The organism is Sorangium sp. So ce117, from assembly GCF_051524395.1.
Lineage (GTDB): Bacteria > Myxococcota_A > Polyangia > Polyangiales > Polyangiaceae > Sorangium > Sorangium cellulosum_B.
Map to the genome: position 1 here is coordinate 7430926 of NZ_CP150309.1, position 12669 is coordinate 7443594.

At 68.7% G+C, this 12669-nt stretch carries 11 protein-coding genes and 2 pseudogenes; 6 read left to right on the top strand and 7 right to left on the bottom strand.

Going from position 1 to position 12669, the window contains the following annotated elements:
* Positions 1–7: 7 nt before the first annotated feature.
* Positions 8–1087: a GDSL-type esterase/lipase family protein gene (locus tag WMF46_RS27760; RefSeq protein WP_437979956.1), complete on the top strand. Its 1080-nt coding sequence runs from the start codon at positions 8–10 to the stop codon at positions 1085–1087.
* A 112-nt stretch (positions 1088–1199) separates the two neighbouring features.
* On the opposite strand, the pseudogene WMF46_RS27765 reads toward WMF46_RS27760, so the two are convergent.
* Together WMF46_RS27765 and ltrA are read right to left on the bottom strand one after the other, a co-directional pair.
* Positions 1200–1496 (bottom strand): annotated as a pseudogene (locus tag WMF46_RS27765) (transposase); the annotation flags it as partial.
* A gap of 48 nt (positions 1497–1544) precedes the next feature.
* On the bottom strand, positions 1545–3083 hold the full coding sequence (gene ltrA / locus WMF46_RS27770; protein WP_437979957.1) for a group II intron reverse transcriptase/maturase: 1539 nt from the start codon (positions 3081–3083) through the stop codon (positions 1545–1547).
* 464 nt (positions 3084–3547) lie between these two features.
* Between ltrA and WMF46_RS27775 the strand changes: the two genes are divergently transcribed.
* Positions 3548–3934: a GxxExxY protein gene (locus tag WMF46_RS27775; protein WP_437979958.1), complete on the top strand. Its 387-nt coding sequence runs from the start codon at positions 3548–3550 to the stop codon at positions 3932–3934.
* 366 nt (positions 3935–4300) lie between these two features.
* Here WMF46_RS27775 and WMF46_RS27780 read toward each other — a convergent pair whose 3' ends face one another.
* Positions 4301–4504, bottom strand: a complete 204-nt coding sequence (locus tag WMF46_RS27780) for a hypothetical protein (RefSeq protein ID WP_437988034.1) — start codon at positions 4502–4504, stop codon at positions 4301–4303.
* Between the two features lie 18 nt (positions 4505–4522).
* Between WMF46_RS27780 and WMF46_RS27785 the strand changes: the two are divergent.
* Positions 4523–4685 (top strand): annotated as a pseudogene (locus WMF46_RS27785) (IS66 family transposase); the annotation flags it as partial.
* A gap of 160 nt (positions 4686–4845) precedes the next feature.
* The gene (locus tag WMF46_RS27790) at positions 4846–5733 is read left to right on the top strand and encodes a hypothetical protein (protein ID WP_437979959.1); all 888 of its coding nucleotides are present in this window, start codon (positions 4846–4848) and stop codon (positions 5731–5733) included.
* 230 nt (positions 5734–5963) lie between these two features.
* Here the strand turns inward: WMF46_RS27790 and WMF46_RS27795 are convergent, their stop codons facing one another.
* Positions 5964–6632, bottom strand: a complete 669-nt coding sequence (locus WMF46_RS27795; RefSeq protein ID WP_437979960.1) for a helix-turn-helix transcriptional regulator — start codon at positions 6630–6632, stop codon at positions 5964–5966.
* 373 nt (positions 6633–7005) lie between these two features.
* On the opposite strand from WMF46_RS27795, the gene WMF46_RS27800 reads away from it, so the two are divergent.
* Both WMF46_RS27800 and WMF46_RS27805 read left to right on the top strand, forming a co-directional pair.
* Complete coding sequence (locus WMF46_RS27800) at positions 7006–8577, top strand: CHAT domain-containing protein (RefSeq protein ID WP_437979961.1); 1572 nt, start codon at positions 7006–7008, stop codon at positions 8575–8577.
* 2 nt (positions 8578–8579) lie between these two features.
* Positions 8580–10661 carry a caspase family protein gene (locus WMF46_RS27805; RefSeq protein WP_437979962.1) on the top strand — a complete coding sequence of 694 codons (2082 nt, stop codon included), beginning with the start codon at positions 8580–8582 and terminating at the stop codon, positions 10659–10661.
* Positions 10662–10734: 73 nt separating this feature from the next.
* On the opposite strand, the gene WMF46_RS27810 is transcribed toward WMF46_RS27805, so the two are convergent.
* The 3 genes from WMF46_RS27810 to WMF46_RS27820 form a co-directional block, all read right to left on the bottom strand.
* The gene (locus WMF46_RS27810; protein WP_437979963.1) at positions 10735–10962 is read right to left on the bottom strand and encodes a hypothetical protein; all 228 of its coding nucleotides are present in this window, start codon (positions 10960–10962) and stop codon (positions 10735–10737) included.
* A gap of 92 nt (positions 10963–11054) precedes the next feature.
* A complete protein-coding gene (locus WMF46_RS27815) occupies positions 11055–11333 on the bottom strand; it encodes an STAS domain-containing protein (RefSeq protein WP_437979964.1) in 279 nt (92 codons plus the stop codon).
* Positions 11334–11458: 125 nt separating this feature from the next.
* Positions 11459–12322, bottom strand: a complete 864-nt coding sequence (locus tag WMF46_RS27820; RefSeq protein ID WP_437979965.1) for a hypothetical protein — start codon at positions 12320–12322, stop codon at positions 11459–11461.
* Positions 12323–12669 lie beyond the last annotated feature (347 nt).

Consider the following 12669-nt stretch of genomic DNA (forward strand, 5'->3'; position numbering starts at 1 on the left):
CATGTTCATGGACTCGAACGTTCGATCGGCCGTGCGCGCGCGCGGCCGGATGCTTGCCCGGGTGTGCTGTCTCGCGCTGCTCACCGCCGCCTGCTCCCCTGATCCGGAGGCGGCCGCGGGCGGCGCCGGCGGAAGCGGGGGGACGGGCGGCGCGGGCGGGAGCTCGCAACCGGAAGGGAGCAGCTCGAGCGCGAGCGCGAGCGCAAGCAGCACCGCGATCTCGGCCGGCTCCACGGGCGGCGCGGGGGCCGGGGGCGAGGCGCCCGCCGGCTCGGGAGGCTCGGCGGGATCTTCAGGTGGGCCGAGCGGCAGCGGCGGCGCGGGCGACGGCGGCGCGGGCGGCGCGGGGCCGCTGCAGGACATCACGATCTGGATCGCGGGGGACTCGACGGTCGCCAACGGGCAGACCCCCTGCCCGGCGGGCTGGGGCGGCCAGCTCGCGGCGCTCTTCGACGACCGGGTCACCGTGGTGAACAGCGCCGTCGGCGGCCGCAGCGTGCGGACGTGGCTCTACAACGTGCAGACCACCATGGATAGCGCCGGGGAGTGTGAGCTCGCGCGCGACTCGAGCGGCGAGCCCGTGCTGCAGGCCAGGTGGGTCCAGATGCTCGACGGCATGAAGCGGGGCGATTATCTGTTCATCCAGTTCGGCATCAACGACGGCTCGCGCACGTGCGATCGGCACGTGGGGCTCGACGCCTTCAAGTCGAGCTACGGGATGATGGCCCGCGCCGCGGAGGAGCGAGGCGCCCAGCCCGTGTTCGTGACCCCCGTGAGCGCGATCTCCTGCAACGGGAGCACGGCCCGGGGGACGCGCGGCGGCTACGTGACCGCGACCCACGAGGCGGGCAAGGAGTACGGCGTGCCGGTCATCGACCTGCACGAGCTCAGCATTGCGCTTTACAACACCCTGGGCTTCTGCCCTGTCCCCGGGGGCGACGTGAGCGCGACGACCAGCGGCCCCGTAGGCGAGTTCTTCTGCGATGACCACACGCACTTCTCGCGCTCCGGCGCGGAGCAGATCGCGAAGGTCATGGCCGGCGCCGTCCGCGATCAGAAGCTCGGCCTGGCCGCGTACCTCGAGTGATCCGCGCCGGCGCACGCCGGCCAGAGCCGCGCCGCCCTCGCGGCGCGGGCCCCTCGGAACCTGACAGATCCCCTCATCTTGTTCGCACTTCAGCGAAAAAGGAATTGTCTCCTCAGAAAAATTTGTGGGTGAGCCATTCGGGCTCCGGCAGGTTCCCGAGCGCGTGGTAGAGGGCGATCTCCGCGTGTTCGTAGGTCCGAAACCCATACGCTTTTCTGGTCGTAATCCTCGCTTTATTGTTGAATCCCTCGGTGGCGCCATGGGCGAAGGCGCTCCGTGCGCGGAGCCAGTTGAGCAGGAGCTCTCGATGGCCACGGAGGGTCCGTGCGAACTTCTGGAACGGCGGAATCCTGGAACCCATGGCCAGACGTGTCCAATCGTCCAGGAACCATCCAGCCCACGCGGGTGCCTCATCGTGCCTGCCGCTGACGTCGTCGAGGATCTCGGATTTTAACGGTCACGGTAGGGACGGCCCTTTCGGGCCGCCCCCCGTACAGAACCCGGCGTGCGGTTTTCCCGCACCGGGCTCCCACCTCCGGTCTACGGATGAGAAGCGCACGGTGGGATAGGGGTGTGTGATGCGCGGCGGAGGAAGCGGGAAACGCTCGTCGAAACGGGTCCGTTGGTCGTTCGTCCAACGAGCCCGCTGGCTGCGACGTTGCATGCCCCTGTGCCACGCCTCGCGCACTTGGTGGCGAAACGAGCCCAGGGCTCGCGCGTTTCCAGGTACCCCGTAGTAGTTGTAGTGCCCTCGGAGCACGGCGCTCAGCCATCGGTGTTGCTCCCTGGCTGGGTCGTGCGCCTTGCGCCTCATTTTCCTACGGAGATCCCGCAGCTTTGCTGCCCTCTTCTTCCGGGAGGTCCGGCGCACGAGCGCGAAACGTCCATCCACGCGCTTCGCGCTGATGTGCGTAAAGCCGAGGAAATCAAACGTCTCTGGCCGCTCGTGTCCTTCCTTGCCGCAGTGCTCCGATGCGTACCGCCCAAACCGGAGCACCCGCGTCTTCTCAGAATGCAACTCCAGTCCGAACTGAGCGAGGCGCTCCGCAAGCGCTTCCTGCATCGCCCGTGCGTCCCGCTCGTACTGGAAGGTCATCACGACATCGTCGGCGTAGCGCACGATGTACATCTCCCCGCGCGCGTGCCGCTTCCGCCATCGATGCGCCCACAGATCGAGCACGAAGTGGAGGTAGATGTTTGCCAGCAGGGGGCTGATGATCCCCCCCTGCGGCGTTCCCTCCTCCACGTCGTGGAGCTGGCCGTCCTCCATGACGCCCGCGTGCAGCCACTTCATCAGCAGCCGCACCATGCGTCGATCCACGATCCGGTGCTCGACGAACTTCTGCATCCACCCGTGATCGATGGTGTCGAAGAACGCCCGGATGTCTGCGTCGAGCACCCAGTTCGTCTTTCTGCTGACGATCGCTACGCTCAGCGCGTCCAGAGCCCCGTGCGCCGACCGGCCTGGCCGATAGCCGTACGAGAACCCCAGGAACTCGCTTCGCTCGTAGATCGGTTCCAGGAGCATCCGCGCCGCCAGCTGGACGATCTTGTCTTCCAGCGCGGGGATCCCGAGCGGCCTCGTGCGGCCATCGCCTTTCGGGATGTGCACGCGCCGTACCGGTTGCGGATGGTAGCTTCCGCGTTGTACGCGGTCCTGAAGGTCGAGCAGCCGTGCGTCCAGCCTCTCGCCGTAGCTGCTCCACGTCTCACCGTCGACGCCAGGTGCCGCGTCTTTCCGCAGGCGCTCGTACGCCTCCTTCAGCAGCGGCGCCTTGATGTAGCTCAGCAGGTTATCGAACCGCGTCCCTTTCTCCTTCGTCGCTCGCTTTCCGACTCGATCCAGGTGCGTGAGCGCGTCTTGCCGATCCTGAGCCCGGGACGCGTTTCGCTGGTCGAGATTCCCGTTGGCCTCGCCCCTTCCCTCCATCGACTCCTCGGGCGTTACCCGCGAGTTCGCCGACTTCTTCGGTACTATGGGCTCGTCCGACTCCATCGGGGCATGCGGCTCCGGGGCTTTCGCCCTTGCGGCTTGCGGCTTGTCGCCTTCCCGCGCCTGCCTCCCGCCCACCACTGGCGAAGAGGCGCCTCCGAGGCCTCCCGGTTCCCGTTCATCAGGCAAGTGCTGACGTGCCGAACTCTCCGACCCCGAGGGGAGTGCAGTGCCATCGCCCACCGCTGTCTTTGCGGCCGCTGCACCGTGGCCTTCCGCGGTCTTGGAACGCGTCGGCTCCCACTGACTGACTTGTTTTCGAGGCTCCATCGCCCGGCCCGTCCGCTCGTCTTCCTACGCTTCGCCGTCGTGGTCGCCCACGCCGCCGCAAGGTTGACTTCCCGGGGGTGGGCACCTCCCGGGGTAGGACTTGCTTCTGTACTGCTGCATGCTCACCTACTTCCTGATGCCGGTTTTACCGGCGCACCCAAGGCGCCAAGGCGCCAAGGCGCAAAAAGGCGGAGTGAATGACCGAGAACGAGATAGCCAAGGTCATCGTCGACGCAGCGATCGAGGTGCATCGTACCCTTGGAGGCCCAGGGCTGCTCGAGACGGTCTACGAAGAGGCGCTTGCCTTCGAGCTCGAGTCGGGAGGGCTCACCGTGGTGCGCCAGAAGGCCGTACCGCTCGTGTACAAGGGCAAGCGTCTTGCGTCGGACCTTCGTCTCGACTTGCTCGTGGGCGATCGAGTCATCGTCGAGCGCGAGGCGGCGGCCGCGTACAACAGAGTGTTCGAGGCGCAGGCCCTCACCTACCTGCAGCTGTCCGATCTCAAGCTCGCGATTGTTATCAACTTCGGCGAAGTGAAGGTGAGGCAGGGCATCCATCGCGTCGTCCATGGATTGCAAGAATGACCTTCCTCTCTCTTGCTTTTTTGCGCCTTTGCGCCTTTGCGCCTTTGCGCCTTTGCGTTTAATTCTCCGGTCTCCCGCTACGAGTGGACACGCCCATGCACCGCCTCTGCGACCACGGTCTGCGAGCAGGCGACGCATCCCACAGATCCCGCAGCGCGTCGCCCAGCCATGCGATGCGGCAGGGCGCCCCGCGGATGCCCACAAGTCGTTCTGCCCTTGCTCGGCTCGTGCGCCCACAGATCCTGCGGAGGAGCCAAGAAATTGAACAGGGAGGTGAACAGGGAGGCGGGGAGATGGGGAGATTCATGGGATTTTTCTCCCCGCCTCCCTGTGAATTTTCCCGAAAATCCGAGGGATGGTTCAGCCTCAGAACCCGATGTCCTCGCGGACGGCGACCACCATCTTGCAGTGGTTCACGAGATCGTCCGTCGTCTTGACCTCGGTCGTGTGGTTGAGGCCATACGGCCAGGAGTGCTGCGTGTCCGCGTGCACGACGTCGCTCTCGTTGCCCGTGATGGCCCTGAGCTTCCGCATCGCCGCTTCGCCCGTGAAGACGCCGTCTCGTTCCACGCCACGCCCCGACCATCCAGCGGGGTAAAGAGAGGTCAACGCTGGGCCTTCGTCGGGGCTGAGCTCGGGGCGTTCCTGTACGCACCGGACTGGAAGGGCGAAGCATCCGGCGGCGCTGCTGCAGGGCTTCACCGGCTACCTGCAGGGAGATGGCGACGCCGGCTGGCCGCCGTTGGCAAGGGAACCACTCAGCCGGCGAACGGACGCGTCGCTGCGTAGCGGCCCACGACGCCCGGCCATGACGGCGCCGCGCGGCGGCCGCCTCCGGCTACGCGCCCGCTGAAACGACGAGCGCGCGGCATTCGGGCGACCAGCTACCGGTCCGGCCGCGGATCGAGTACTTGATCTCGGTGACGCGCCATCTGCTCGGCCTCTCCGCGCTGATCTCCGGTCTTGTCCTCGCCGGATGCAATGCGATCTCGGGTATCGGCAGCCTGACCTTCGACGGCGTGGGCGCGAGCGGAGGAGGCGGCGCCCCGCCTGGCGACGGGGGTGGCGGGTCGGGCGGGGACGGCGGTGAGGCGGGCGGCGGCGGTGAGGCGGGTGGCGCGGGCGGCGGCGGTGAGGCGGGCGGCGGCGGTGAGGCGGGCGGCGGCGGTGAGGCGGGCGGCGGCGGTGAGGCGGGCGCGGGCGGCGGCGAGTGCGACGGGGAGCCGTGCCCGGCGCCGACAGGCGTCGACGTCGTGGAGCAGACCTACACCGAGCTGCGCGGCAGCCCCGGTACGGCCACCCCTGCCATGGACCGGTGCCCGGAGAGCCAGGTACTCCTCGGGTTTCGAGGGTCCCTGGGACCGCTGGGGGAGTCGCTCATCCATGCCAAGATCCAGGCGCAGTGCGGCCACCTGGAGCTCACGGGAGACGGGCCGTACACCATCACCACGATGCCCGGCGACGTGACCCCTTTCCAGGGCAGCGAGGGCACCGAGCCCTGGGAGATGGTGTGCCCGGAGAACGAGGTGGTGGTGGGCTTCAGCGGTTGGTCTGGCAGGTACCTCGATCTGCTCTTCATCGCTTGTGCACCGCTCCTCGTGACGGGACCTCCCGGCGATCTCCGCGTCGAGCTCGGCCCCGTCACGTGGCCGGACGGCGTGGGCGGCGACGGCGGCAGCGAGTTCCCGGACACCTTCTGCGGTGCAGACCAGGTCGCGAACCTCGTTCAGACCGTCGTCGAGGGCGGAGCCATCGGCGCCTTCGGCCTGGGCTGCACGACGCCCTCGCTCACGTACTGAACCGCCCGCGCTTGCGCCGGGGGCGCGCTCGCCAAGGCCACCGGTGCTCCGGCGGGCTCTCGGCGGTTGGTTTCGAGGACTCGAGGCGGGGAGCCAGCGCCCGGGCACGGTGAACGCGCCCGAGCATTGCGGGCTCCTCGCCGGCGGTCGCACCCGAGAGCCGGCGCCACCCTTCCTGACAATCCGTGGGAGCAGCGCGCGCGGCGCGATCGCGCCACGCCTTCACGGCCTCACGCCGGCGCGTTGCCGCCGCACTCCCAGTCGTCTCGCCACTCCTTCGTCAGCGTCCGGCGCGGCTTGCCGTAGAGCTGCGCGGTGAGCGCGAGGAGCTCGATGCGATAGGCGCGGAAGTGCCGGAACGACGCGCGCTGGCAGCACCACGCCGCGATCAGCTGCTTGCCCTCGTAGTGCGCGATCTGCACGGGCCAGACGTCGCGCTCGGTGCTGCTCCCCGACTCGCTCTGGTAGCGCATCGCGAGCGCGCGCTCCGTTCGCATCGCCTGCCGCACGAGGCCGAGCACGGGCTGCAGCGCGGCGCCGGACCCGCCGAGCACGACGGGCCCGAGCCCCGTGTCGTCGATACGACCGCGGAGATCGCCGGGCGAGGCGGCCGCGCTCTTGGCGACCACGTTCTTCGCGGCGCCCGCGAGGCCCTCGTCGGCCTGCGCGCCAACCCAGCGCGCGCCGAGGACGAGCGCCTCGAGCTCGTCCGCGGTGAACATCAGCGGGGGCAGGAAGAACCCGGGCCGCAGCGCGTAGCCGACCCCGCACCGCCGTCGATCGGCGCGCCGAGCCCCGGCGCGAAGGCGGCACGCCGCGGCGCGCGCTGCTCGGCGCTCGGCCCGCACCGCCGCCAGCTCCTCGGCGGCCTGCTGGCCGCCCGGCAAGCGCGGCGGCACCGTCGATCTGCGAAACGGCAGCTCGAGCTCCTCCGGACGGAGTCGAGCCCGCGTCCCTGCGAAGTCCCTGGGCGCGAGCTACGCGAGCTCGGGGACGCGCGAGGTGGGAGAGTGCGGCCTGGTACCGCGCAAACCCGGCGACCTGAAGAGGGCTCCAGGCAAGGAGGCGCTCGCTGCTTGAGAGGAGCCGAGATCTGCTGGAATTTCGTTCGGCAATTGGCCTGCTAGGCACGCCATGTGCATTGTTGCCCCGTGTAGGCCAGTGGGACCGGAGGTGCCAACGAACATCTGGGCTGCCATCCAAGCTTCGGCCCGGCGGGCAGGCCGTCACGCGCGGGAGCGCGACGGGCAGGGAGCGTGGCGCGCCCAGGGCATGTCACTTCTCGGCTCTCTTCTCCAGCATGACCGAGTATCTCATGACGATAGCGCCTTTATGCCTGCCACCGTCCACTTCATCAGCGCGAACCCCGCGGACACCGCTCGTCTCGACACCGACGAGGAGGCGCGTGCAATCCAGCAGGTCCTCCGCGCGGCCAGGCTGCGCGACGAGTTCCGCTTCGTGTACTCGCCGGCCGCGCGCGCGCGCGATTTCCAGAGCGGGCTCCTCGCGCACGCGCCCGCGATCGTGCACTTCGGCGGACACGGGCAGCGCGGCAGCGAGACGGGCGCGCGGGGCTCGCTGGCCAAGTTCGAGAGGGCGAGCTCGCCGGCGCCGGATGCGCTCCTGGTCCGCGGCGAGGACGGCCTCGCGGTGTCGGTCTCGACGGCGACCCTGACGCGGCTCTTCGAGCTGCTCCGCGGGACCCGCTGTGTGGTGCTGAACGCCTGCTTCAGCGAAGCACAGGCGCGCGCGCTCGCCGAGCACGTGCCCTATGTGATAGGCACCACGAGGGCGATCACGGATTCGGACGCGATAGAGTTCGCGAGAGCGTTCTACGAGGCGCTCGGGGCTGGCGAGGCCCCCAAGAAGGCCTTCGAGCTCGGCAAAAACGCCGTCCATGACGCCGGTGCGATGATTGACTTCTGGCGCGAGGGGATGGCGCCAGAAGAGATCCGCATCGTAGAGCTCCCGGTATCCTGGGAGCCGGGCCAAGTGATCCGCAGAGCATGGGAGATACTCAAGGTTCAGCGGCTGCTCTTGATCATGGCGTGTATCGTTTACATTCTACCATTCCCTCTGGTGTATTTCGTGCTCCCGAAAGGGACGTCAGGAGAGCTGGGCCCGCTGAGCGCGAATTTGTTCAGAGGAATTTGGCAGATCGGTGGTGCTTACTTCCTGTCCGGCTTGACGCGTCTGTACATCGCTGCAGCGCGCCAGGAGGCTCCTCGCTTCGGCGATCTGCTCCGATGTAGAACGTGGCTATTCCCCGTGCTCAGCGCCGACATCCTATTGAATCTCGTCGCGCTGTGGCCTCTATTTCGAGTTCTCGAACTGGCAACTGAAGGGGGAGATAATTTCTTCGGAAAGCTCGCGGAGCTCACCGGGCTAGTGCAGCTTGCCCGCGACCCGTTCTCGCCTTCCGGCTGGGGCCACCTCATGATCCCGATCCTTTTCCTGTTCGTGAGACTACGATTATTTTACGCCCCGCACTGCATTGTCGACAGCGGCCGCGGTCTGGTCGATTCGCTCGTCGCGAGCTGGAGGATGACACGTCACCAGGTAGGCAAACTGATCGTGCTCACGCTATTCCAAATACTCCTCCTGACGTGCTTTTCAGTGTTCTACATCGTAGCGTTCTACATCATCTTGATATCAGTGATATTATTACAAATCCCCTTCCCGGCGTGGCTTCCAATTCTCTTTATCGGCATCGGCTTGATACTATGGCTATCCATCTCTTGGCTCGCCGATGCGATCGTCTACACGCGCCTCTCCGGGCGCACAGGCGCGTGTCGCACGAGCGCCGCGCCGAGATCGGCAAAGACGGTCGGGCGGGAGGCGTGACCATGACGCTCACGTTCGCAACCTCTCGCGCCCTCGTCATCGGTGTCGATCACTACCCCGGCGTCCACGCCGACCTCTCCGGCTGCGTCAACGACGCTCTCGCCGTCCGGAGCTTCCTCGTCGACAGGGTCCACGTCTCCGAGACGAACCTGCTCCTCCTCCTCTCCGCCGTCGCGCCCCATCCGACGGCGTGCGCTCCCCCCGCCGACGCCGCTCACATACGAGCCGCGTTCGCCGAGCTCGTCACGTCTGCCCGCCCCGGTGACCACGTCGTGGTCTACCTCGCCGGCCACGGCGTTCGCATCCGCAACCAGGCCACCGGCGAACGCGCCTACGGCTTCGTCCCCACCGACACCGCATTTGACGTCACCGGCTTCGCCAACCTCGTCCTTGACCGCGAGATCAACGCCTGCCTCCGCCGCATCGGCGCTGCCGGCGCCACGATCACCGTCCTTGCCGACACGTGCCACTCGGGCGGAGCCACGCGCGAGCTGGCGCGTGTCCGCCATCTCCCTTCGGTCTCGCTCTCGCCGGCCGACTGGTGCACCTTCGTGGCCGCCCATCCGATCCTTGAGCCCCCCTTGCCGGCGCGTACCGCAAACCGCGGCCCGAGCGAGGAGCGCGGCTGGCTCGGCGTGGGGGACGACAGCGACGACTGGGTCACCCTCTCGGCGTGCCGGGACACAGAGGCAGCGAAGGAGGTGAGGGTGCCCGCGCCGCACGGGGCGTTTACGTTCTCCCTCCTCGAAGCGCTGCGGCGCGTGCCGCCCGACGCCGTCCTCGGGCTACGCTGGATGGACCTCATGCCGGCCGTGCGCAGCGCGATGAGGCGGCTCGTGAGCGACCAGACAGCCCTGCTCGAAGGACGTCCAGAAAAGGCGGTGTTCGGCGGCGGGTGGGCGCCGTTCGAGCCCGGCTTCACGGCGTGCCCCGGACCATCGGTGGGCGAGCTCTCGCTCGACGGAGGCTCTCTCCACGGCCTCGACGTGGGCGCCATCGTAGCGCTTTACCCTCCGGGCACAGCCAGCTTCGAGCAGGCCGAGGGGGCCGGCGCGGTCGTGCACGCGACGATCGTCGCCGCGGCGCCCGCAACGAGCACGGCGCGCCTGCTCGACCCGACCGCCGCGGTCGCGGAGGGAGCGCGCGCACGCCTCTCGCATCCCAGCCCGGAGATCATGCCGCTCGGCGTCCTCCTCACGGAGGTGCCGGCGGACGTTGTCCGGGCGATCGCGCGCGTTCGCGGCGCCACAGAGCGCCTGGAGCTGACCTCGGATAACGACCGCGCGGGCGTCGAGGTGCGGCCTTGGACCGGCGCGACCCCGGCGTGGTCCGACGTCGATCCGCCCGCGTGGGTCGGCGCGCGCGGCGGGTGGGTGATCGTGCCGTATGCGCCGGACCGCGTCACGTCCGCGCCGGACGAGGTCATCGCTTATCTGCCGCCGCTCGGCGCGCCAGGCGCCGGAGACGCCGGCCGGCTCGGCGAAGCGCTGGGCCGCGGCCTCCTGCACTGGGCGCGCTACCTCGACGTTCTCCATCGAACGCACGCCGACCCGATGCTCGCGGGCATGATTGAGGTGGCGCTGCGCGTGGGCGAGGACAAGGAAACCGCCGCTCGGCGGTCGCCGGGCGCGTCCGGCGTCTACGAGGTCACCGACAGCGAGCCGCTGTGGATTGAGATCCGCGCGCGCACGACGCAGCGCCGGCGACTCTTCGCCGGCGTGCTCGCGTGCTCGAACGACGGCAACGTGATCGTGACGTGGCCCGAGGACGGCGCAGACCCGGCGCTTGCGGCACAATCCGTGCTCGTCGGGCGTAGCCGCTTCGAGCCCGCGTACCCTCAGGTGCGGCGCGACCAAACCAGCAGCCTTTACACGTTCAAGGTCGTCGCGACTACGAGGTCCCACGGCAGCGAACCACCGAGGCTGGGGAGCCTGGGCCAGGCTGCCACGGTGCAAGAGGTGATCGAGGAGACGTTCACGCGCGGTGCGCTCAGCGCGGGCGGTGGGCCTGGTGAGATGGCCCCCGCACGGCATCTGTGGTGCACTTGGGACCTTCCTGTGCGGGCCCGGCGAGCAGTCACATGAGCCGATATTTTCGGCGCAGTCTCGCGGGAATTCGTCGCCGCCTCATGGGCACGTGAAGAAGGGGGAGGGAGGATCACTGGGTCATTTGAAGGCAATGGAACCGGTGCTCCGGGTCCTTCATGACCAACTTCCGGACCCATGGCTCGAAGCCTCCCGGGAGCGTGGCGTGCGGCGTGAACGCGGGAGGCGGATCGAACTGGTGCGCCGTCATCATCTGGTGGATCGATCTCGACCTCCCGAACGGCGGCTCGCCGCAGACGAGCTCCACGGCGAGGGTTTCGCTGCCAAAACCAAGAACCACGCCTCATCGGTGAGCTGTCCGCGTTCGCTCGCGCTCGTGCGCTGGTCGCAGCTCGCGGGAGCGCGCTCTCGCCGATGTTGGCTTCGGCGGGCCTACACGGGGCGCATCTGCTGCAATGCGTAGCGGATGCCGCTCTGGAGCGTACCAGACGTCATGATCGATCCCAGGTCGACGCCGAGAGCCACGAGGGTCTGCGCCACCGACGGCTTGATCCCCGCCAGCACGACCTGCGCGCCGACGAGCCCGAACGCCCAAGCGGCGCGGACGAGGGAGTCTGCCACGCCCGAGTCGACGTCGCGGACGCCGCGCCACATCGTCAAGGTCGACTGGTGCACGCTGCTCGCCGCGCTTACGGAGGTCGACCTGTCCATCTGTCCTCGCTGCGTATTCGTTTTGGGTCCATACCTTCCGAGCGAATGCGATCCGTCGTCACGCTCGCCTCAAATCCCGGAGAATCCGACGGATCGCAACCTTTCGCCCCCGCGGAATCGTTCCGTCAGAACCCGATGTCCTCGCGGATGGCGACCACGATCTTGCAGTGGTTCACGAGATCGTCCGTCGTCTTGACCTCGGTCGTGTAGTTGAGACCGTACGGCCAGAAGTGCTGCGTGTCCGCGTGCACGACGTCGCTCTCGTTGCCCGTGATGGCCCTGATCTGGCGCGTCGCCGCCTCGCCCGTGAAGACGCCGTCCACCACCAGCGCGCCGAACTCGCGGCTGCCGACCCCCAGGGTGTGACCGATCTCGTGCATCGCGGTGATGTAGTTCATGGAGCTCGTCGCGCCGAACCGGATGGACCCATTGACGTTGCCGTCGGCCGTCGCGACCGACGGCACGTAGGACACCGACAGGCGCTTCTCGATGCTCGTTTGACAGTTGTAGTGCGACAGCGCCTCATCCATCGCGCTCGTGATCTTGTCGTACGCAGACTGCTGCTCCGCCGTCGGCGAGGCGACCTTCGCGAGCGTGTAGGTGATCCCCCCCGTCCCCGGGCAGCCCGTGCCCGCGCCGCCCGCGCCGCCCGTATCTGCGCCACCCGCGCCGCCGTCTCCCGCGCCGCCCGTGCCCGCTTCGCCCGCGCCCGCGCCGCCGTCACCCGCGCCGCCCGCGCCCGCGCCGCCGGTGCCCGCTTCGCCCGCGCCCGCGCCGCCGCTCCCCGAGGCGCTGCCGCCCGTTCCACCGTCTCCGCCTCCGCCGGTCGCGCCGCTCCCCGAGGTCTGTCCGCCGGAAGCCGCCGCGCCGCCGCTCCCGCTGGCGACGCTGCCGGCGTCCGCGGGGCTGTCACCCGAGCCCGCGCACGCGACCGGACCAGCCGCCGCGAGCGCGAGCAGAACGATGTGGGTCGCCAGTTGCCTCAGCATGTTTCGTGCTCCTTCCACAAAGGATTGAAAAGCATTGAATCGTCGCTCACCGCCCAAGGAACGCTCCCGGCTCGCCGCGCGCGTCGAGCGCCGGCGAAGTCCGCGTCACCGCCCTCTCACCGGCCGTGCCAGAGGTCAACTCGCTGCGGTTCACCGCGACTTGCTCGGTCGCCGCGACAGCAGCCACGATAAAAGATTGTAGCTCGATCGAACACTCAGGCGGAGCTCGGCCGCCGCCCCGCGAGAGTCGAGCCCGCGCACGCCTGCCCGGCTCCCTGAAGCCGATCCCCACGGAGCCGGCACGGAGCCGGCCGGGCGCGAGCGTCTTCCGGGGTTTCTTCGCCGAA